This window comes from Cupriavidus sp. UME77 (assembly GCF_014170355.1).
In the GTDB taxonomy this organism is placed as follows: domain Bacteria; phylum Pseudomonadota; class Gammaproteobacteria; order Burkholderiales; family Burkholderiaceae; genus Cupriavidus; species Cupriavidus basilensis.
On record NZ_LZZU01000055.1, the window covers coordinates 83242 to 105402 of the forward strand.

The window sequence follows — 22161 nt, forward strand, 5'->3', positions numbered from 1 at the left end:
AGAGAGAAATGATCAGTCAGCGTTCGGATCTGCACGTCAATCATGTGCTTGGCGCCTTGCCGCGCAAGGATTGGGAATCACTGTCGTCGCATCTCGAGCTGGTACGCATGCGCGCCGGACAGTTGCTCACCGATTCCGGCCAGCGCATCCATCATGTCTATTTCCCCACGACGGCCATCGTCTCGATGCTGTCGCTGCTGGAGGATGGCGCCACCGTCGAGATCGCTGCCATCGGCAATGAAGGCCTCGTCGGCATTCCGGTGCTGACCGGTGGCGACACCATGCCCTGCCGCGTCGAGGTACGCACGCCGGGCTTTGCCTACCGCCTCTCGGCCGCCACGCTCAAGCAGGAATTCACGCACTCTCCGGCCATCCAGCGCGTCACCTTGCTCTATGTGCAGGCCGTGCTCACCCAGATCGCGCAGACCGCCGTGTGCAATCGTCACCACTCGCTCAACAAGCAACTTTGCCGCTGGCTGCTGCTGGCCCTCGATCGCATGGCGTCCAACGAGCTGGTGATCACCCAGCAGGTTATCGCCAACATGCTGGGCGTGCGCCGCGAAGGGGTGACGGAAGCCGCCGGAAAGCTGGAGGACCTGGGACTGATCCAGCATAGCCGCGGGCACATCACGGTGCTCGACCGGCATGGGCTGGAGGCGCATTCCTGTGAATGCTACAAGCTCGTCAAGCGCGAGTTCGATCGTTTGCTGCCGGCGCTTGCCAGTGCTTGAGGCGGGAGCGGGGTTGGGTCAGGGAGATTGCCGTGAACAGGTTGTCCTTCGCCGGTGCGTCGCCGGCTGCAAATGAGCCGGCGCAGCCGCGAGCGCGCGGCTCGCGCGCACTTGTCGATCACCTTGGCTGGATCGTTGCGCTGACGCTCGCCGGTGGCGCCATCGGTGCGCTGGTTGCGTTGTCCATGCCGCAGCACTATCGCGTCGAGGCGCTGGTGCAGGTAGAGCCACGCGACGCGGGCCAGAATGCCGGTGGGCGCGGCGGGGTGCAGGCCGGCCCCGCCGCTCCATTCGACGCTGGCATGCTGACCAGCCGCGCGGTGGTCGGGCCCGTGGTGGAGCGGCTGCACCTGGACGTCTCGGCGACGCCGTTGCGCGCGCCGCTGGTGGGTGCGCTGGTGGCGCGTTTTGCCGAGCCCGGGCAGGCCGTGGCGCCTTGGCCGGCGGGCCTGGGCTATGCCTGGGGCGGCGAGCGCATCCAGATCGACAGCCTGGCGGTGCCCGAGCGCCTGCTTAACGTGCCGCTGATGCTGGAGGCCCAGCCGCAGGGCCACTATCGCCTGTATGCCGGCAATGCGCTGCTGTTCGACGGTGTGGTGGGCGAGCCGGCCGCGGGCAACGATGTGGAGCTGCAGGTGGCCAAGCTCGATGCCCTGCCGGGCACGCGCTTCGCACTGATCCGCCATGATCCGCTTTCCACCGTGGATGCCATCTCGCGCGAGCTGGTGGTGGACGAACACACGCGCGACGCCGGCACGGTGCGCATCTCCTGGCGCTACCCCGACCGCAAGCTGGCCGCCGCGCTGGTCAATGGCGTGGCGCAAGCGTATATCGACAGCCAGACCACCCAGCGCCGCGATGACGCGGCCGGCAGCCTTGCCTTCGTCACCGGCGAACTGCCGCGCGTGCAGGGCGAGCTGGAGCGCGCGGAGGCCGCGCTCACGCGCTACCGCACCCGTAGCGGCACCATGGCGCCGACCCAGGACGCACAGTCATACCTGAACGGCAGCATGGACTACCAGCGCCAGATCGCCGCGCTGCGGCTGGAGCGTACCCGCCTGCTGCAACGCTTTACCACCGACAGCAATGAAGTGCGCACGGTCGACACCCAGATCCAGGAGCTCAGCAAGGTGCGCCGCGACATGGATTCGCGCATGCAGAACCTGTCGGAGACGGAGCGCGAGTCCGTGGCGCTGACGCGTGACGTGAAGGTGGCCGAGGACATGTACATGACGTTGCGCAACCGGGCGCAGCAGCTCTCGCTGGTGCAGTCGGATCGCTCCAACAACATGCGCATTGTCGATGCGGCGCTTCCGCCCGCCCGGCCCGACGGCGTTGGCCCGTGGCCGCTGACCGGCGGCGGCGCGCTGCTTGGGCTGTGCCTCGGGCTGGCCGGCGTGGCCGCGCGGCAGCGCTACAGGCCCTCGGTGGCGGATGCCGCTGACGCCGAGGCGCGGCTGGGCATGCCCATGCTCGGCGAGATCGCGTTCAGCAGCGAGCAGACCGAACTTGAGCACCAGTCCGAGGTGCATCGCCGCCTGGGCATGATGATGGGCTTCGCCGCCCAACCCAGCCCGCGCCTGTACGCGCCGGCGCCTGGCAGCGCATTGGCCGAACCCGGCGGGTTCTCCACCGGCGACGCAGAGCGGCTGGTGCGGTGCGGGCTGCATGACCGCTTCCTGCTGGCACGGCGTTCGCCGCATGCGCTCGCGGTGGAGGGCCTGCGCAGCGTGCGCGCGGCCCTGCATTTCGCCGTGCGCAACGCGCCCGATGCGGTGCTGGCCGTGACCAGCCCGGCGCCGGGCACCGGCAAGACCTTTGCCTCCGTTAACCTGGCCGTGCTGTTTGCCGAGGCTGGCCAGCGCGTGCTGCTGATCGACGCCGACCTGCGCCGCGGCAAGGTCGCCAACTGGTTCGACCAGGCCGCCGAGCCGGGGCTGGCCGAACTGCTCGCGGGCCAGGCCGAACTCGCGGCCGTGGTGCGGCCCACCGTGGTGTCGGGGCTCTCGGTGATCACCGCCGGATCCATGCCGCCCAATCCCTCCGAGCTGCTGATGATGCCGGCGCTGGCCGAGACGCTGCAGGCCTGCAAGGCCCGTTTCGACCTGATCATCATCGACACGCCGCCGGTGCTGGCCGTGGCCGATGCCACCCTGGTCGCCAACCTGGCCGGCTCGACGCTGCTGGTGGTGCGCGCCGATGTTACGCCCGCCGCGCAAGTGGATGAGACGCTAAAGCGCCTGGCTCGCGCCGGGGCGCGGCTGGCTGGCGGCATGCTCAATGGTGTCACGCCCCGGCGCAGCACCCGCGCGGACTTCGCCGCAATGAGCCCGTACCTGGGGCTGCCGCTGCCGGCCGCGCAGCCCGAAGCGCTGGCACTGGAGTCGCGCCCGGCCCGGCCCGGCCCGGCAGAGCAGCAGGCGGGCCAGGGCTCCATGCCGGCCTCCTGATATCCGGGGACGCCAGGGAAACCTCCATGAGCGTACCCGTTTCTGCGTGCGGCAGGACCTTGTGAAACGCCGCCTCGCAACCAGCGCGCAACGTGCCCTGCACGTTGCGCGTTGTCGTGAACACCGCAGCCTGTGGTGGCCAATCGGGGCCGTTGGGCGGGCCGCGACACGGATCTTGATGGGTTGTGCCAGGCCGGGAGCCGCCGGCGGGCATGGCGCAAGGGCACGTACAACCAACAACAGAAGGCAAAGCGTACCCGTTTCTGCGTGCGCCAATGCCTGGGGCCAGCGCCCCGTTTTTCCTTGGGAGAGGTCATGAAACCGGTCTTGTTCGAAGGCTGTGCCGGCTGGCTGCACGAGGCTGCAGGCACCACGGGCGTGGTGCTGTGCAACCCGCACGGCCACGAGGCGATGTGGTCGCACCGTGCGTTTCGCCACCTGGCCGCAGACCTCGCCGCCGCGGGCTTGCCGGTGCTGCGCTTCGACTATCCCGGCACCGGTGACTCCGCCGGCACCGACGCCGACGGCGAGCATATCGCCTGGTGCGTGCACGGCATCCTGGGCGCGGTAGCCGCGCTGCGCGAGCAGGCCGGAGTGAGCCGGGTCGTGCTGTGCGGCCTGCGCCTGGGGGCCACGCTGGCCGTGCTCGCCGCCGAGGCGCTGGCCGCGCGCGAGCCCGATGTCGTGGCCGGCCTGGTGCTGCTGGCGCCGGTGGTGAGCGGGCGCGCCTATCTGCGCGAGCTGCGCGCGTTGCACACCAGTTGGGTCAACAACGTTATCCCGGACATCGAGCTCACGCCGCCCACCGACGGATCGCTCGAAGTGCTGGCCTACCGCTTCCAGCCCGACACAGTAACAACGCTCGAAGGCTTGCGCCTGGCCCGCCGCAGGGGCTGCCCCGCGCCGCGCGTGCTGCTGCTGGACGCCTGGCCGGGGGCCACATCCCCCGTCGCAGAAATGGGTACGCTTTATCGCGGATCGGGGGCAGAGGTCACGCTGGGCACCTTTGGCGAGTATCCCGGCATGATGCAAGCCGCCGAGTACGCGCAGGTGCCCGAGAGCGCCTGGCAAGAGGTGCTGACCTGGGTGCGCCCGGCCGTTGCCGCCGGGCGCCGCGGCCTGCCTGCGCCAGGCAACGATAGCCCCGCGCTGGAATGCGAGGTCGACGGCGTGCGCGAGCAACGGGTATGGCTGGACCGCGGCCGCCAGTTCGGCATCCTTTGCCATCCCGCGCGGCGCGGCGCGAGCGATGTCGCGGTGCTCTTCCCCAATACCGGCGGCAACCACCATGTGGGCGACGGGCGGGTCTTTGTGAGCTTGTCGCGCGAATTGGCCCGGCACGGCGTAACTGCATTGCGCCTGGATCTCTCCACGCTGGGCGATAGTCCGGCCCCGGCACGCCAGATGAGCATTCCCGCGGTCTACGCGCAGAGCGCCTGCGACGATGCCAGCGCCGCCGTCGACTGGCTGCGCGCGCAGGGGTACAAGCGCATCGTCATGTCCGGGGTTTGCTCGGGCGCGTTCATCAGCCTGCACGTGGCGTTGCGCAATCCGGCGGTCAACGGCCTGGTTCTGGCCAACCTGGCGAAATTCCGCTGGGACGATGCCGATACCGCTGCCGTGAACGAACGGGTGCAGTCCATGCGGGGTTACGTGGCGGCTGTGCGCCGCGCGCAGAACTGGCAGCGGCTGTGGCGCGGCCAGGTCAAGGTCTGGCCGATCCTGTCCGGCTTCGTCCGCCGGTGCACGCGGCGCGTGGTGCAGCGCGGCGCAGCCGCCGTGGCGCGCTGGCGCGGCGGCGACGACACCACCACCGTGACCGGCTTCGCGCGGGCCGCCATGCGGGAGCTCGACCGGCGCGGCGTGCAGACGGATTTCCTCTACGGCATGAGCGATATCGGGCTGGAAGAAGCCAAGGACCGCTTTGGCAGCAACCTCGAAGCGCTGCAGGGCCTGGGCAACATCCGCGTACGCACCCTGCCAACGTTCGATCATTCGCTGTTTCTTGCCGACAGCCGCGCCGCGCTGGGCGCGCATCTGGTGCGTTACATCGAGGTGCAGCTGGCGCGTGGCGAGCCGGTCGAGGTGAGCGAGGCGAGCGACGACGGGGCCGGCGCGCTGGCGGATGCGGTGTCAGGCACCGCGAGCGCCTGAGCACGGGCGGCAAGCCGGCCGCGCACGACAAAAAGGCGCCGGAAATCCCGGCGCCTTCGATTGCGCGCTGCGCGCGGCAGCCCTACCGGCTTTGCACCGTATCCACGTCCTGGTACCGATAGTTCAGATACCGGTACTTGCCGAAGTTGTAATGCGCCCGATACCATCGCCCTTGCACATTCAACCCGTTGAACAGCACTCCTTTCACTTCCCCGCCCACCTGCCTGATCGCCCTGCCCGCGGCTTCCAGTTCATCCACGGTAGTCGAGTCCGCACGGGCCACCATGAAGACCGCATCCGCCTTGGTGGCGAGGATGCCGGTATCCGAGGCGGCCAGCACTGGCGGCGTGTCGATCAGCACGATGTCGTAGTTCGCCTTTAGCGCATTGAGCAGCGCGTCCATCGCGGGACTCAGCAGCAGGTCCGCGGGATGCTCGGGCAGCGTCCCGGTGGGAATGAAATCCAGCCCGGGCACAACCTGCCTGCGCACGGCGGGCTCCACCGGCGCGCCCTGCAGCAGCTCGGTCAGGCCGGGGCCACGGTCGGTGTCGAAGCGCCGGTTCAGGTTGCCCCGCCGCAGGTCGGCGTCGATCAGCACCACGCGCTTGCCACCGGCGGCGAGCACCGCGGCGAAGTTGGCGCAGATGAAGGACTTTCCGACACCCGGCGCCGGGCCCGTCACCAGCACCACCGGATGGCGGTTGCCAAGCAGCGAGAACTGCAAGGCGGTGCGGAAGCTGCGCAAGCTCTCCATGGCGGGATCGTCGGGCATCCGGCATGCCAGCAGCGCGGCCTTCGGGTTGCCCTGCGTGGCCAGGCGCGACTGTTCCGGGCTGAACGGGATGGTGGAGTACACCGTGAACCCCGTCTGGTTCTCGATATCGTCGGCCTCGGCGACACCGCCGTCCAGCATGTGGCGCAGGCACACGACGATCAGCGCGCCCACGGTGCCAAGCATGGCCGCGAATATCACCAGCAGCGACCGGTTGGGCCGCACGGGTTGCAAGGGCACGTCGGCCGGGTCGACCATGCGCGCGGTGCCCACCTTGCTGGCCTTGGTCAGCTTGAGTTGCTGGGCGTCGTTGAGCAGCGACTGGTAAAGCTCGGTGCTGACCTTGACATCGCGCAGCAGGCGCAGCACGTTTTGCTCCACTTCGGGCAGTTTCTGGATACGCGTGGTCACGCCGGCGAGCGCGGCATTCAGGCTGCCGATCTGCTCGTCGATGATGCCGATGCTGGGATGGTTGCCGGTAAAGCGTGTCACCAGTTCCTGGCGTTTCGCGCGCAGCTCCTGCAGGCGTGTCTGGATCTGCACGGACTGCGAGAGGATCAGCTTCGACTCTTCGCCCAGGTCGATCGTGCCGCGCTGGTTGCGCAGCGCGTTATAGCGCGTCTCGGCGGTTTCCACCTGCTGCTTGACCTGCGGCAACTGCTGGTCGAGGAAGGCCAGGGATTTCTCGGCCTCTTCCGCCCTGCGGCGCACGTTCTGGTCCACATACTCGCTGCCGATCTCGTTGAGCGTTGCCGCGATGAGGTCCGGGTCCGGGCCTTCAAGGGTGATGCCGATCACCCCGCTCGACTTGCCGCGCTCGGCAATCTGCAAGGATTGCTGCAGCTGCGCGATGGCAATGGCCCGAGGCAGCCGCGTCACATTGAAGGTGGCGCCAGGGTTGCCTTCCAGTTCCGTAATGAGGATCTCGACGTTGCCGCGTGAGGTTGGCACGAGCAGCGGCTGGCCGACGGTGCCCGTTGCCATGGTCTGCTCGCCCTTGACGTTCAGCCTATACCGTTTGCCGTCAAGGGCCGTCACCGTCATCCTGGTGCCTTCCAGCCGCGTCGGCATGTCGAGGCGGCCTACCGTAATGCGCTCGTCGCCCCAGACAAAGCCGCCCCAGCCAAAGAGGCCGGGTTCCGACAGGCCAGGGTTGTAGCGTGCCAGCGCCTGGCCGATCACCGGAAAGTAGCTCGGCTTGGCATCGATGAACAGCTTCAGGCTTTCCACGGCCTTGCCCACCACCATGCGCGAGTGCAGCAGCTCGATCTCCGCGGCGGCGGCCGGCTTGACGTCGAAGACCGGCGCCACGCTGCCCGCAAGCTTGGTATTGGCGCTGCTGCCCGTGTCCTCCACCTGCACCACGATATCGGTACGGTAGACGGACTTGGTGAAGAACGCGTAGGTCGCGCCCAGGGTGAAGACCGTGCCTGCGATCAGGATGAAGGTCCAGCGGTAGCGCATCAGCACGTCGAGATAGCCGGTCAGGTCGATCGACTTCTCTCGCTGGACGTGCCCCCCCGGCAATGCCTCGTGTGGATTGAACGTGTTCATGCTACCTCCCCGTGACATTGATCCCGTGCAATGGCGCGAATGCGCACCGACCATGAATCGACCCCTTGCCTGATCAGCCCCAGCACGATCCTGAACATATTCTGCGAACAGCCATAGGGATCGGGCACGTCAGCGTGCATGAACTCGCAAAGGCGGTAGACCTTTCCGCGTGCCTGCGGATACTGGCGCTCAAGCGCTTCTCTTTGTTCTGTGTCCATCACCAGCACCAGGTCGGCGCCGTTGATCATGTCTTCGTCCACGGTGCGCGCGCGGTGCCCTGAGAGATCGAGGCCATCCTCCTCGAGCAGGCGCACCGTATGCGGATCGGCGGCGGCGCCCTCCAGCGGGGCCAGCCCGGCGGAGCTCACCGTGCAGCCGGGCAGCGCGTGGCGTAGCAGGCCCTGTGCCATGGGGCTGCGGCAGGTATTGCCGATGCACACAACCAGGATCGAGCGGATCATCGCGGCCCCGCTTACTTGACCACGCTGGCGGCGCTGAACGCACCGCTCGTCGATGGCAGCAGCAGGTTGACCACGCGGCTCCAGCGCACCAGTTCGCGCGCGTCGACATACACCACGTCTTTTGCCTCGAGCTCGAAGCCTTCGGCGATTGCCAGCGCCACCGGCGACGTGCCGTCCAGGTGATACACCTTGGGCTCGCCGTCCGCCGCCTTGCGGATCACGAAGATCTGCTCTGCGTTGGCGGTGTTCGGGTTCACGCCGCCAGCGTCGCCAATAGCCTCGTTAAGCGTCATGCGGCCATTGCGCATCAGCAAGGTGGTGGGGCGCACCACCTCGCCGGTGACGAAGATCTTGCTGTCCTCGCGCTGTTCCACGCGCACGATGTCGCCGTTCTTGAGCATGATGCGCGAGGGGTCGATGCCGCGCGCGAGCAGTGCCGGGATGTTGACGTGCCAGCTGCGCTCGCCGCGCGTGATGCGGATGCGGCTATTGTCGCCCGTCAGGTTGAGCACGCCGCCCGCGCGGTTAAGCGCCTCGATCAGCGTCATCGGCGCGTCGTCGATCGGTTGCATGCCAGGCGTGCGCACTTCGCCATCCACATAGATGCGCTGGCTGCGAAAGGCGAGCACGCGCACCGTCATCTGGGGATCGCGCACCACGCGCGAGAGCACCTTCGCGATCTGGTCGCGCACGTCGTTCGCGGTCCTGCCCGCGACCTTCATCACGCCAGCGTAGGGAAACTGGATATCGCCCTGCGCGCTCACCACATAGCCGGGCACATTGGAGCCGCCGCCCACCGCGGGGATTTCATATGCGGCGCCGATGCTGTAGGTCTGGTTGGGGAAGACCAGTTCCGGGTGATCCCACACCACCACCGAGACGATATCGCCCGGGCCGATGAGATAGGGCTGCGGCTTGCCATAGAGTTCGTCCAGCTTCTCGACCTCGCGCTGCGCCATGGTGCGCTGGCTGCGCACCACCTCCAGCGTGATCGGCGTGATGTTGGGCATGGCATCGGGCCCGACCGCGCCGATGGGTGCCTTGGGGTCGAAGTGCATGCCTGGCGAGCTTGCGCAGGCGGCGAGCAACAGGGTCGCGCATAGCATGGCGAGGCATGCCAGCGGCCGGCCTTGGCGTTGCGCGTTCCCGTGTTGCCTGTCATGGTCGGTGATCTCGTTCACGGCAGCCTCCGGCATTGGGCGACGGGGACATCGCAACGGCTGCGACAGTCCCCCGATGCTCCCATCCTAGGAGGCGCAGGAGGGGCAATCGGTGCGCTGTCACACATTGCACTGCGATGCCGGAAATGGCGCGCGCGACGCGCCAGGGCCAACGGAGGGGACCGCCTTGGGCAGGCGCAAGGCAAAGGACGGACGCTGGACGCGTGGCCCGGGATTCGGACAAAAGACAACGGCGGCAGGCTTGCGCCTGCCGCCGCCGGTTGGCCGCGCCGCAGGCGCGCCTCAGCGCATCGCGGCGGAAACGCCCGTGCTGTACTCCGCGACCGCGCGTACCGGCCTGGCGCCGGCAGACGACGTGTTGCGCACCGCCGTGCGCGGCGAGGCTTCGTCGCCGCTGACCCATTCCAGCGACGCGCCGCGCTGGAGCGCCGCGTAGACCGCCTCGCCCTTGTTGCGTACCTTGAGCCGCTGGTACAGGGTGCAAGCATGGCTCTTGACCGTCGCCACCGAGATATTGAGCATGCGGCTCACGGTCTTGATGGGATGTCCGCGCGCCAGCAGCACCAGCACCTCATATTGCCTCGGGGTGATCTGCAGCATCTCGGCTTCGTCGTACGCGGTCTCGCCGTGCCCGCCGGTGCCACCGGCATCGGCTGCCACGGCGCTCTGGCGAGACACGGCGGCCAGGGATTCGCGCGAGGATGGCGTGGCCTGGATGCGCATGCCGGCAGGGTTGCACTGCGCGTTGTCAGCCGGTGGCGCCAGCACGGGAACGCGCCCACCTATCGGATAGTTGCCGGCCGAGAGGCCCGGCGATCCGCTGCTTGACGCGCCGGCCTGGCGGTTGTTCTGGCCGCGCACGTATTGCCCGCCAACCATGGCCAGGCGGATGCCGGCTTCCAGCACCGCCAGCGAAGCGGATTTCGGCAGGCAGCCGCAGATCCCTTGCGCCATGGCGAGTGCCGGAATCTGCAGCGGGATCATGTCGGCGAGCAGCAGCAAGCGGTCGGCCGAGAGCACGGAGCGCACCTTGTTGAGCAGTTGCCATCCGGCATCGGTGTCGGCCGGCATGCCGAACACGAGCAGGTCGCAATGGTTGCCTTCCAGCAGGGCGACGTCGGCCGGGTCGACGGTGATGACGTGGTCTACGCCATGAATACGTTCGAGCATTTGCAGCAACCCGAGACGCAGCAGTGGGTGACCCTCGATGAGCAGTGCGTTCATGTTGTTATTCCCCCCGTATGGTTGCGGTAGGAAACAGGTTGAACGCAGCGGAATAATGACCTGCGCGACCCTCGTGGTACTCCACGCGCGCCGCCCTTATTTATCCCCGTACCACCGCCAAGCCGGACCGCCCGTTTTTATTGCCGGGAACTGACCGCAAGCCGGAAGGCTGACCCCCTGAACCCACCCCAAAATGCCATTCGTCTTAAAACGAATTAAGGTCATATTATGGTCTGATCTGCACGAAATCAAGTTGCTTTGGCGGCGCTCCAATTGGGTTGGAGAGGTTTGTTCTCATCATCCGGGAAGCCTTGTTGGTAGCCGCATGGCGGGTTACCCGAACGGGTGATGGATATTTGACGGGATTAAGTTTCAAGACTGAAACAGTTATTGGTCAATAAGGTTTCACCGCTGCAACAGAAAAGGATCTCGCGGGCGCATTCATGGCTTTTCCGGGTGGCGCGCCCGTGTGGCGAATCAATCTTGAAACTCGCGTCGAGGTGGAGTCCGCGACCCACTTTCGCCTTCGGCATGAGCCTCGGGCGAGCGCCGCGCGACAAACGGATGAGAGCCATCTCAGCCATCAGGATGAGGGGAGGTCGCCCGCCCGCACGCGAGCCTGCCCGGGGTGCCGGATGTCCCCCTTGCGCCGCAGGAAAGCGATGCTGGCGGTACCCCACCGCTGCGCCTGAAGCGGGTCCCGCGGACACCTCGCGGCGCCCGCCGATCTTGCCTGTTCCCGCCGTGCCTACCCGTGTGTGGCAACGTACAGAAACCCGAATCCCGCCCCGGCATCCTCACTGCAGGCAGACCGGTCATCTGCCCGGCAAGGCATGCCAGCGGCACGGCTGCGCTTTGGTCCAACGTTCACTCATCTTCACGAGGTGGTCATGGCTTCAGGCACGGCGCAGGATCGCATCAATCAACACGCATGGCGTAGCTGGGGCGCGCGCCGGTGGTTCGGTACCGCCAGCGATTGGACCGACCCTGGCGAGGCCGCTGCGATCGCCTGGGTGGCGGACGAAGTGCGGGGCCAGCCCATCCTCGACGTTGGCGTGGGCGGCGGGCGCACCGTGGCGCTGCTGCGCGCGCTGAGCGACGACTATACGGCGGTCGACTACATGCCCGAGATGGTCGAGATCTGCCAGCGCAATCATCCCGGCGTGCGGGTGATGCAGATGGATGCGCGCAACATGTCGCGCTTTGCGGACAACAGCTTCGCACTGGTGATGTTCAGCTTCAACGGCATCGATGCGGTCGACTACGAGGGGCGCCTTGCTATCCTGCGCGAGTTCGAGCGCGTGCTGCGGCCCGGCGGCCTGATGCTGTTCTCCACGCACAACATGCGTGGCCCGAGCTATCGCGAGAATCTCTCGCGCTTCGTGCGGCTTCCGCATCTGTCAGCCAACCCTATCGCGGTTGGCATCGATACCGCGCGGGTGATCTGCAACCTGCCGATTGCCACCTTCAACTACCTGCGGCACTCGCGCCTGAACCGCGAGTTCGATGGCTATGCCATCCGGGTTTGCGCCGCCCACAAGTTCGGCATCGTGATCGTCTATACCGAGCTCGCCGCGCAGAAGCGCGCGCTCGCGGAGCTGGGGCTGCACACCGATGTGGTGTTTGGCAACCTGAATGGCGAGCCGGTGCGCGAAGGCCAGGACCTGCGCGACGTGTACTGGTTTCATTTCATCGCGCGCAAGGCCGCGGCCGGCGGCTCGTCACCGGCGGCCCGCGGAACCCGGCCATGAAGATCCTGCACGTGATCTCGTCGATCGATCCGGGTGGTGGCGGCCCGATCGAGGGCGTGCGCCAGCTGCGCGCTCCCTTGCGTGAGCGCGGCATACAGGTGCAGGTGTGCTGCGGCGACGCGCCCGATGCGCCCTGCGTGCGCGACAGCGAGCTCGACGTCATCGCGCTGGGGCCATCATCGCTCAAGTACGGCTTCAACCGCCACATGGTGGCCTGGCTGCGCGCGCATTGCGAAGCGTACGACGCGGTCATTGTCGAAGGGCTGTGGCAGTTCCACGCGCTGGCCGTGTGGCTGGCGCTGCGTGGCAAGCGGGTGCCGTATTTTGTGTTTACGCACGGCATGCTGGACCCCTGGTTTCGCGACCACTATCCGCTCAAGCATCTGAAGAAGAGCCTCTACTGGCTGGTGGGGGACTACTGGGTCCTGCGTCATGCGCGCGGCGTGCTGTTCACGTGCAGCGAGGAGAAGCAGCGCGCCAGCGGCGCGTTCTGGCCATATCGGTGCCGCGAGGTGGTGGCAAGCTACGGCACGGCGCAGCCGCCGCAGGACGGCGCGCCGCTGCGTGAGGCCTTCCTTAGCGCCTTCCCGGAGGTGCGGGGCAAGCGCATCGCGCTGTTCCTCGGCCGGATCCACGAGAAGAAGGGCTGCGACCTGCTGGTCGAAGCCTTCGCCGGCGTGGCCGCGGCGCATCCCGCGCTGCATCTGGTGCTAGCCGGACCGCACGACACTGCGCTGCGCGCGATGCTGGAGCAACGCATTGCCGCGCACGGGCTGTCCGCGCGCGTGAGCTGGACCGGCATGCTCAAGGGCGAGCTAAAGTGGGGCGCGTTTCACGCGGCGGAGGTGTTCTGCCTGCCTTCGCACCAGGAGAACTTTGGCGTGGCGGTGGCGGAGGCGCTCGGCTGCGGCGTGCCGGTGCTGATCTCCGACAAGGTCAACATCTGGCGCGAAATCGTCGCCGACGGCGCCGGGCTGGTGGGCCCGGACACGGCGCAAGGCGCCACCGCCTGCCTGCATCAGTGGCTGCAGGCGGAGCCCGCCGCGCAAGCGCGCATGCGCATTGCCGCGCGGCAGTCCTTTGCCCGGCGCTTCCATGCCGGACAGGCCGCGCAGCGGCTGCTGGACATCATCCATGGCGCGACCGAAGCCGCGCAGCCTGTCCACCACGCGGCGGCGGGATAGAGGAGACAAGGCCATGGTCGCGCCGTCATGCCACAGTGTCATCGAGCGGGGAGCGGGACCGCCGTGAAGCTGCTCAGGTTCCTCGTCTATGCGGTGCTGTCGCAGGGGATCGGCGCCATCACCGGCCTGCTGCTGGCCCGTTGGCTTGCTGTGGGCGACTACGCCATCTACACGGTGGTCGGCCTCATCATGGGCGCCATCGCCATCGTCACCAAGGGTGGCATCCAGCTTGGCCTGAACGCGCTGCTGGGCAAGACCTGGCCGGACCGGGAGCGTGCCGCGGAACTGGCCTGCGCGGCCATGGGCCAGCGCTGGAGGCTGTCCGCGTGGCTGTTGCCGGTGGTGCTGGCGATCGCCGCGTGGCTGCTGTATCGCAACCATGCCGGCGCGGTCCTGATCGTGCTGCTGCTGGCGTTGCTGCTGGTGACCTGGTACTTCGACATGCAATCGCGTGTCGTGGACCAGGTGCTGCTGTTTGCCAACCGGGCGCCCGCGCTGCAGGCGCTGGATACCGGTTTGTCCGTGGGGCGCCTGGTGCTGTCGTCCGCGCTCTACGCGATGGGCCTGCTCGGCGTGCTGGGCGCGACCCTCGTCAACGTGCTGTTTGCGGGACTGCGCGTGCCGTTTGTGCGGCGCTGGATCGCACGTGAGATACCGCTGGCGGCGCATGCCGGCAGCCCGGGCAAGGCGGAAGACGGCCAGTACATCGGTCGCATCATGCGGCGGCAATTGCCGCTGGAGGCCTTTTTCTGCGTCCAGGGGCAACTGGTGTTCGCCATCGTCGCCTATCACGGCGCGGTCGGGCAAACGGCCTCGCTGGGTGCGCTGTCGCGCATCGGGCAACTGCTGATGCCGGTGGGCGCCGTGGTGGCCGCGTACGTGATTCCGCGCTTCGCGCAAGCGCGCGACGGCGTGCTGCGGCGCTTTGCCGGCTGGGTGGCGCTGGCTTGCCTGCCCGCCGCCGCGCTGGTGCTTCTTGCCGTGACATGGCCGGGGTTGCTGCTGTGGCTGGTGGGGCCGAACTACGCATCGTTGGGGGCCGAACTGGTTATCGCCTGCCTTGGCGCGGGCTTTGCCAGCGTAGTCGGCATCGCCTGGCAGTTGCTGGCCAACCGCGGCCTGAATCATCTTGCCTTCGTCCAGGTGCCGGTGGTGCTGGCCTGGTGCGCGGCTGCGCCGCGCTTTCTCGATCTCACCACGCTCGATGGCGTGCTGTGGTTCCAGCTTGGGCTGTCGTCGGGGCTGGCCGCGGCCATCGTCTGCGAACTCGCCGCGGCCGTGCGTGCCGGGCGCCTGCTGCCAGGCGACGAGCGCCTTGCCCCCCATGGAGGAAGCACGCAATGAGCAATGCGCCCAGCGTTACGCTGATGGTCCCGACCTATCGGCGCCTGGACATGCTCCAGCGCTGCCTGCAGGCTGCCGCCGCGCTCGTGCCGGCGCCGGTTCAGCTGATCGCGGTGTGCCGCGGCGCAGACGATCCCGACACGGCGGCGTGGCTGGCAAATACTGCACAGGCGCGCTATCCGGCGTTGCGGGTAGTCAAGGTGACCGAGCCTGGCGTGGTGGCTGCCATGAATGCCGGGCTGCCGCACGCAACTGGCGAGCTGCTGGCGATCCTGGACGACGACGCGCTGCCGCGCGCGGACTGGCTGGCCCGCTTGCTGCCCCACTTTGCCGATGCGACGGTGGGCGGTGCCGGTGGCCGGGATGTCGTGCGCGGCGCCGACGGCGCGCCACTGGCCGTGCCGGATGTGCCGCTGGCCGGCTATCGCGACGGCTGGGGCAGGATCATCGGCGAGACACATCGGGTGTGCGGCGCGCCGCGCGCGGCGGAAACGCTCAAGGGCTGCAACTGGATCCTGCGCCGGGCGGCACTGGGCACCGCGCGCTTTGACGAGCGGCTGCAGGGGCAGGGCGCGCAGCCCGGCAACGAGACGTGGATGTGCCAGATGCTGCGCCACGCGGGATGGCGCCTGGTGCTCGATCCCGGCGCCATCGTCGATCACTATCCGGCTGCACGCTACAACTACGAGCGCCAGAGCTACGCGCGCAGGCGCTGCTTCGAAGAGACCTGCAACATGACGGCGATCTCGATGGCATACGCCCCGCCGGCGATGCGCGTGCGGCTGGTGTTGTTCCAGCTGCTGGTGGGGTCGCGCAGTTGCCCGGGCGCTTACTTCCTGGCGCACAGCCTGCTCAAGCGCCCACGCAGCCTGCCGGGGCAATTGCTGGGTGGCTGGGGTGGCTTCGTGCAGGGCGTGCGCCTGGCGGGCACGCTGCGCCTGCAACCGCCCGGCCGGCCCACGCGCTGCGCCGGGCCGCACGCGCAAGCCGTGCCCGCCGGAGCGCGGCTCGATGGCACCCCACGGGGGAGCGAAGCATGAAAGCCCTCGTCACGCATCCCGGCCTGCAGCATTCGCACCAGATGGCACAAGCGCTCTATGAGCACGACATGCTCAAGCAATACTGGTCCGGTGTGCCGGTGCGCGCCCCGGGCGAGGCGCCGCCCTGGTGGCTGCCGGCCGGATATCATGCCAAGGTGCGCGAGGTCGCCATCCCCAAGGCGCTGCGGCGGCACCCTGTGTTTTTTCCGGGTGTGCTCAAGCTTGGCCTCAATCGCTATGTCGGCCGCTCCGGGTCAGCCTACGCGCACCGGATCTTCCATCTGTTCGACCAATGGGTGGCCGCCCGGGTGGAGGCGGTGCGCCCGGATATCGTGGTGGCCTACGAGAACTCCGCGCTGCGGACCTTCCAGGCGGCGCGGCGCATCGGCGCGCGCTGCGTGCTGGAGGCGCCCGCCGTGCATCATCGTGCGGCCGAAGCCATGGTGCCGGTCGAGGACCGCACCTACCTTGCGCAGATCAACGCGCAAAAAGATGCGGAGATTGCGCTGGCGGACATCATCATCACCTGCTCGGAGTTTGCCGCACGCACCTACATCGACGCCGGCGTGCCCCCCGCCAAGCTCAAGCCGATCCTGCTTGGCGCAACGCTGCCGGATGACGTCTGCCGCCAGCGGCTCGCCGGCGGCCCGCGCTTTGTGTTCGCCGGGGCGGTGCGCGTGGGCAAAGGCATCGACCTGCTGCTTGACGCGTTCGCACGGCTGCGGGAGCGGCTGCCGGAGGCGGAGCTGGTGCTGGCCGGCGCGCTCGTGGAGCCGGAGCTGGGAGAGCGCATTGCAGCCATGCCGGGCGTGCTCCAGCTTGGCGCATTGCCGCAGCCGGCGCTGTTCCAGGTATTTGCCGATGCCGATTGCTTCGTGCTGCCGTCGCGCTTCGATTCCTTTGGCATGGTGGTGGCCGAGGCCCTGGCATGCGGCACGCCGGTGCTGCTCTCGGATCGGGTCGGTGCGAAAGAAATCATCGATGAATTCCCGCTGGCCGGGTGGGTGGTGCCGCTTTGCGCGGACGCACTCTACCAACGCATGCTGGCCCTGGCGACAGATCGCGCGCAGCTGGAGCGCGCGCGCGCCCATGCCCGTATCGCCGGGCAGAAGTACACCTGGGCGAGGTACCGCCTGAGTGCAGCCGAAACGGTAGCCGCGCTATGCTGAGCCATTCCCTTCCCTACGCGAAGCCCGCGGTGCCAGCGCGCCGGGCGCGCGTCACCGTGTTCGGGCGGATCTTCATCACGGTCTTCGTGATTGCCGTGTTCGAGGGCGCCGCGCGCAAGTGGGTCTCGGATTCGCTCACCATGCCGCTGATCCTGCTGCGAGACCTGATGGTGGTCTATGCGCTGTACCACGCGGTGCGCTACTCAGGCTTTACCCCGGCACGGCGCACCGTGCGCATGCTGCTGTGGTGGTCGGCCATTGTTTGCTTCTGGGGCTTGCTGCAGCTTGTTGCGGGCATCAACTCGCTGCCCATTTTCCTGATCGGCGTGCGCTTCTGGCTGCTGTACCTGTGGTTTGCCTACGCCGCGGCCGAGCTGCTCGAGGCGCAGGACCTGGAAGCCATCTACAAGGCCGCGCTTGCCATGCTGCTGTTCATGGCGCCGCTGGCGCTGGTGCAGCATTTTCAGCCGCCGGAGAGTTTCCTCAACCGTCAGATCGAGGGCGATCCGGATACGGTCTTCCGCGTGACGGCCGACGTGGTGCGCACCACGGGCACCTTCTCGTTCACGCTGGGCTACACCCTGTTCCTGGCGATCGTCAGCCCCTTCGCGCTGGAGGCGGTGCTGGGCGAGCAGAAGCCGGGGCTCGGGGGCAAGTTGTATTCGCTGGCGGTCATCGGCAGTCTGTTCATTGCCTCGCTGGTCAGCGGGTCGCGTTCGGCCATCCTGTTGTTGCCAATCGTGTTTGGCATCGCGCTGCTGGCAAGCTTGCGCTACGGCAAGGGAAAACGGCGCAGGGCGGCGGTGTCGTGGGGCATTGTCTCCATCCTCATGAGCGTGGTCATCGTGCTGTTCGTCAGCTCGGCGGTGGACGCGACCTTGGAGCGCTTCAGTTCCGCGGCGGAGTCGGAGAGCTTCGGTGACCGGGTGGAGTCGATGTTCTTCGGCGTCAACGATGTCTCGGCCGAGCAGAGCCTGCTTGGCAGCGGGCTGGGGCTTGGCAGCAACCTTGCCAACTACTTCCTGCAGACCGGCCTGCTGTTCGTGATCAGCGAAACCGAGACCGGCCGCGTGATCGGCGAGATGGGCCTGGTCGGCTATCTGAGCATCTTGCTCAAGGCGCTGATCTTCATCAACGGTATGTGGCGCGCATTGCGCGTGGCCAAGCGCACCGGCAACACTTTTCTCATCCTGATGTGGACCATCGCCATCTTCGGGCTGACCTCCTGGCCGGTAGTCGGGCAGTTGACGGCCAATGCGCTTGGCTTCGTGTTTGCAGGCATCACGCTGGCGGCCACGCGGCAAGCGAGCCAGCGCTTGTATCACCCCGGCTAAGCCTTGTCCCGGATTGTCAGGGCGAAGGCACTACCTAAACAACGAAGCGGCAACGCCCGGCTATCCGCACACTTCTCAATCGTCATGAAAATCATCTTGTTGGGTCACCCCGCCTTTTTTGGCAGCCACAGCATGGACCGCTTCGCCGCGATGATCATCGACGGCATGCGCGCACGCGGCCACCAGGCCGAACTATGGACCCCAGCCGCCGTGATGTGCCGCCTGCCGGCGCGCGGCGGGCTGCGCAAATGGCTGGGCTACATCGATCAGTACATCCTGTTCCCGATGCTCGCGCTGTGGCGTCTGCGCAAGGTCGACAAGGACACCTTGCTGGTGCTGGCTGATCATGCGCTGGGCATCTGGATGCCGCTGCTGCGCCATCGTCCGCACGTGGTGCACTGCCATGATTTCATCGCCCTGCGCACGCTCGCCGGCGAGTTCCCCGAGCACGGGCTCTCGGCCAGCGGGCACACCTACCAGTCGCTGATCCGTTGGGGGCTGTTGCAGGGAAAGGCGTTTGTCGCCGTCTCCAACAAGACCATGCGCGACCTGCGGCGGCTGCATCCGTGCGCGCCCGAGGCGGCGTGGGTGGTCTACAACGGGATGAACTATCCGTTCCGCAGGATGGGCACCACCGAGGCGCTGGCCTGCCTGCAGCGCGCCGGCGCGCCTGCCGATCCGCAAGGCATGCTGGTGCATATCGGCGGCAACCAGTGGTACAAGAACCGCGAAGGCGTGCTGGCGCTCTACCTGGCCTATTGCCGGCAGTGCCGCGAGCCGCGGGCGCTGTGGATGATCGGTGGCGATCCCACCGCGGAAATGCGCGAGCAGGGCGAACGGGCGATCGCTCTTGGCGGCAGCGTGCGCTTCCTGACGGGGCTGCCTACCGAGGCGGTGCAGGCAGCCTATTCGCTGGCCGCCGTGATGCTGTTCCCGAGCCTGGAAGAAGGTTTTGGATGGCCCATCATCGAAGCCATGGCATGCGGCGCGCCGGTGCTGACCACCAATCGCGCGCCGATGACCGAGATCGGTGGCGACCAGGTGCAGCTGCTCGAGCCGTTGGCTAGCGGTGACATGGATGCCTGGGCGCAACGCGGCGCGGACGTGCTGGCCGGGATGCTCGCATGGCCGCAAGCGCGGCGCGCCGAGGTGGCCGCGCGCTCGATCGCGTGGGCAGGAAACTTCTCCGCCGAGAAGGCCATCGACCAGTACGAGAGCATTTATCTCACGGTGCTGGCGGCGGCTTCGGTGGAAGACCGCGTGTCGGTGGACGCCTGAGGACCTCCTGACCTCCTGACCTCCTGAACACCTGAATGGTGGCGTGTGCTATTCGCTGCCGGCCCCGACGGTGCTGGGTGCACCGGCGGGCTGATGCCTGATCAGCGCAAACAGCGCTTTCTCCAGTTCGCCCAGCACCATGTCGCGGTCCAGGTGCTGCTCGGCCCAGCGGCGCCCGGCGCCGCCCAGGTGCGCGCGCAGCGCGGGCTGCGCCGCCAGCGTGTCGATGGCGGCGGCCAGCGCGGCCGCGTCGCCCGGCGGCACCAGCACGCCGCACTGCGCAACCACGCGGCCAAGTTCCGTGTCCGGCTCCGCGGTGGCGACCACCGGGCGAGCGCTGGCCAGCATGCCGGTCAGCTTCGAAGGCATCACCAGGTCGGCAGCGCCGGCGCGTTGTGGCAGCAGGTGAATGTCGGCGGCGGCCAGCAGCGAGGCAAACATGCCAGCGGGCTGCAAGGGCAGGAAGCGCACCTGTGGCAGCCCTGCGCAGGCGGCCTCCAGCGCGGGGCGCCCGGCGCCGTCGCCGCAGAAGATGAAGTGCAGGCGTTCATGGCCATCGAGCAGGCGGGCGGCATCAGCCATGACATCCAGCCCCTGCTTGGCGCCCATGTTGCCCGAGTACAGCGCCACCACGGCATCGGCCGGAATGCCCAGCGTGCGGCGCGCCAGCGTTGCGCTGCCGGCGCCGATTTCCCGCAGGTTGACCCAGTTTGGCAGCAAGGCCGCGCGCTCAGGCTCCGTGCCCTTGCCGCGCGCCAGCGAGACCATGGCCTGCGAGATCGACGAGACCCGGTCAAAACGCGTCATCAACTGATGCTCCACGCGCTGCGCCACGCGGCGCAGCCAGGGCCGGCGGAGCAGCCCCAGCGCAAAGGCTGCGTCGATCTCGTAGTCCTGCACATGCAGCCAGGTCTTGCAGCCGCTCCAGTGCGCGAACAGCAAAGCGGCCGGCGCGCACATCAGGGGGGGCTCCACCACGAACAGCACATCCGGGCGCCAGCGCAACTGGGCCATCAGGCTGGGCAGGCTGGATACGGCAAAGCTCGCCAGGTGCAGCAGCCGCGTGATGCCGCCCGGCTTGCGCGGTACCCACAGCGGCGCGCGATACACCTCCACCCAGCGCCGCCGCTCGCGGCTGTACTGCCACGCGCGATAGCCCTCGCCCACGCGCCACGCCGGATAGTAGGGCGGCGCGGTGACCACCCGCACCTCGTGGCCGCGCGCGGCCAGCCACTCGGCCTGCTCGCAGGTGTACTTGCCGATGCCGGTCAGCTCGGGCGCATAGTTCAGGCAGTACATGAGTATCTTCATGGCAACGGTGGCGTCAGTGGCGTCGATGCGCTGTATGGGGTATGCAGCCGTCGCGCCCGCTGCGGCGCGCAGGGTGCGTGGCGGCCATGTCGGAAAATGTCGGCGAATGTCGGCGAATGTCGGCATAGGCCGGCGTGCGCCTAGTCCGTGGCCATGATCCGCACGCAGCCAGCCGCCATGGCCCTGCCCGCGGAGGCGGGAGAGTCCTCCAGCGCGGCGGCCTGGCAGCGCTCGGCGGTGGCGGCGGCATCCGCAAAGTGCTTGGGCACCTGCACCAGGCACCTGGCCAGCGCACCGGCATCGCCCGCCTTGAAATACAGGCCGGTGACGCCGTCACGTATCAGTTCGCCGGCGTCATCGTTGTTCACGCTCACCACCACCGGGCAGCCGTAGCTCAGCGCCTCGCGCACCAGCGGATGCCAGCGCTGCGCGGCATCGGGCAGCACCAGGCAGCTCGCCTTGCGGTACTCCACGGCGAAGTCGGCTGGCGCCATCGCGCCCAGGAAGCGTACCGACGACCCCAGCCCGAGCGCGTCGGCCATGGTGCGCAGCCGGCCATAGGCGCGGCCGGTGCCCACCAGCGATAACGTGGCCGCCGGCCACGCCTGCCGCGCGCCGGCAAAGGCATAGAGCAGCAGTACCAGGGCCGGATCGTGGGTGAGGGCGCCAACATGCAGGAAATGCGGCGCATGCGCCGGCGCAGCGTGCGCGACCCGCTCGCGCCGTTCGGCGGCAGCATCGAAGCCGTCCGGCAGCACCGCCGGTGGGCGGCAGGCAAAGATCTTGCGCGGGGGAACGTCGGCGGCAATGGCGCGCGCGCAGCCGCGCTCGCTGCCCACGAAGACGCCCTGGCAATGGCGCAGCAAGACCGCGTCTGCCAGTGCGCCAAAGCGCCCGGGCACGCTGGCAAAGGCGGCCCCATGGAAGAAGGCCGCGCGCCGCCGCCCCAGCGCCATGCTAGCCAGCAGCATGGCCCAGTTTTCCAGCCGGCTCTGTCCCGCCAGCACCACCAGCGCGCCGGGACTGAGCGAGATGGCGCGCATCTGCTGCAGGCAGCGCCGCCACAGGCCCGCATCCGCGCTGCCCGTGGGAAAGATGACCTGCCCGGGCCAGAGCGCGCCGGGACTCGCTGCCCCGCCGCTGGCGGCCGAGGTAGCCGACGTTGCGCACGCCGTGGCCTGAGGCCGGGCGCGCTTGTCGGGATGGCGGAGCAGGGGTTTCAT

Annotated in this window: 16 protein-coding genes; 10 read left to right on the top strand and 6 right to left on the bottom strand. The window is 68.1% G+C overall.

Annotated elements, in window-relative coordinates; all coding sequences use genetic code 11:
• Positions 1-8: 8 nt before the first annotated feature.
• The 3 genes from A9975_RS22400 to A9975_RS22410 all read left to right on the top strand — a co-directional run bounded on the left by A9975_RS22400 (position 9) and on the right by A9975_RS22410 (position 5335).
• Positions 9-731 (top strand): Crp/Fnr family transcriptional regulator, encoded by a 723-nt coding sequence (locus tag A9975_RS22400; protein ID WP_174425762.1) that lies wholly within the window; start codon positions 9-11, stop codon positions 729-731.
• 41 nt (positions 732-772) lie between these two features.
• A complete protein-coding gene (locus tag A9975_RS22405; protein WP_255503387.1) occupies positions 773-3181 on the top strand; it encodes a polysaccharide biosynthesis tyrosine autokinase in 2409 nt (802 codons plus the stop codon).
• Between the two features lie 315 nt (positions 3182-3496).
• Positions 3497-5335: an alpha/beta fold hydrolase gene (locus tag A9975_RS22410; protein WP_183034728.1), complete on the top strand. Its 1839-nt coding sequence runs from the start codon at positions 3497-3499 to the stop codon at positions 5333-5335.
• A gap of 82 nt (positions 5336-5417) precedes the next feature.
• Here A9975_RS22410 and A9975_RS22415 read toward each other — a convergent pair whose 3' ends face one another.
• The 4 genes from A9975_RS22415 to A9975_RS22430 all read right to left on the bottom strand — a co-directional run bounded on the left by A9975_RS22415 (position 5418) and on the right by A9975_RS22430 (position 10527).
• Positions 5418-7661: a polysaccharide biosynthesis tyrosine autokinase gene (locus tag A9975_RS22415; RefSeq protein WP_183034729.1), complete on the bottom strand. Its 2244-nt coding sequence runs from the start codon at positions 7659-7661 to the stop codon at positions 5418-5420.
• A complete protein-coding gene (locus tag A9975_RS22420; RefSeq protein ID WP_150989143.1) occupies positions 7658-8122 on the bottom strand; it encodes a low molecular weight phosphotyrosine protein phosphatase in 465 nt (154 codons plus the stop codon). Before A9975_RS22420 ends, A9975_RS22415 begins: the two co-directional genes overlap by 4 nt.
• A gap of 11 nt (positions 8123-8133) precedes the next feature.
• Positions 8134-9228: a polysaccharide biosynthesis/export family protein gene (locus A9975_RS22425; RefSeq protein ID WP_183034833.1), complete on the bottom strand. Its 1095-nt coding sequence runs from the start codon at positions 9226-9228 to the stop codon at positions 8134-8136.
• 357 nt (positions 9229-9585) lie between these two features.
• A complete protein-coding gene (locus A9975_RS22430; protein ID WP_183034730.1) occupies positions 9586-10527 on the bottom strand; it encodes a response regulator transcription factor in 942 nt (313 codons plus the stop codon).
• 890 nt (positions 10528-11417) lie between these two features.
• On the opposite strand from A9975_RS22430, the gene A9975_RS22435 reads away from it, so the two are divergent.
• From A9975_RS22435 to A9975_RS22465, 7 genes are all read left to right on the top strand, one after another.
• Complete coding sequence (locus A9975_RS22435) at positions 11418-12278, top strand: class I SAM-dependent methyltransferase (RefSeq protein WP_183034731.1); 861 nt, start codon at positions 11418-11420, stop codon at positions 12276-12278.
• Positions 12275-13462, top strand: coding sequence for a glycosyltransferase (locus A9975_RS22440; protein ID WP_183034732.1), 1188 nt, complete (start codon positions 12275-12277; stop codon positions 13460-13462). Before A9975_RS22435 ends, A9975_RS22440 begins: the two co-directional genes overlap by 4 nt.
• Positions 13463-13525: 63 nt before the next feature.
• Positions 13526-14806, top strand: coding sequence for a hypothetical protein (locus tag A9975_RS22445; protein ID WP_183034733.1), 1281 nt, complete (start codon positions 13526-13528; stop codon positions 14804-14806).
• Entirely contained in the window at positions 14803-15846 is a 1044-nt protein-coding gene (locus A9975_RS22450; protein ID WP_183034734.1) for a glycosyltransferase family 2 protein, read from the top strand. Before A9975_RS22445 ends, A9975_RS22450 begins: the two co-directional genes overlap by 4 nt.
• Complete coding sequence (locus A9975_RS22455; protein WP_183034735.1) at positions 15843-17015, top strand: glycosyltransferase family 4 protein; 1173 nt, start codon at positions 15843-15845, stop codon at positions 17013-17015. The genes A9975_RS22450 and A9975_RS22455 overlap by 4 nt, the downstream gene beginning before the upstream one ends.
• Positions 17009-18349, top strand: a complete 1341-nt coding sequence (locus A9975_RS22460) for a hypothetical protein (RefSeq protein ID WP_183034736.1) — start codon at positions 17009-17011, stop codon at positions 18347-18349. The genes A9975_RS22455 and A9975_RS22460 overlap by 7 nt, the downstream gene beginning before the upstream one ends.
• 132 nt (positions 18350-18481) lie before the next feature.
• Positions 18482-19627: a glycosyltransferase gene (locus A9975_RS22465; protein ID WP_183034737.1), complete on the top strand. Its 1146-nt coding sequence runs from the start codon at positions 18482-18484 to the stop codon at positions 19625-19627.
• 48 nt (positions 19628-19675) lie between these two features.
• Here the strand turns inward: A9975_RS22465 and A9975_RS22470 are convergent, their stop codons facing one another.
• A complete protein-coding gene (locus tag A9975_RS22470; RefSeq protein WP_183034738.1) occupies positions 19676-20938 on the bottom strand; it encodes a glycosyltransferase WbuB in 1263 nt (420 codons plus the stop codon).
• Between the two features lie 140 nt (positions 20939-21078).
• On the bottom strand, positions 21079-22161 hold the full coding sequence (locus A9975_RS22475; protein WP_183034739.1) for a glycosyltransferase: 1083 nt from the start codon (positions 22159-22161) through the stop codon (positions 21079-21081).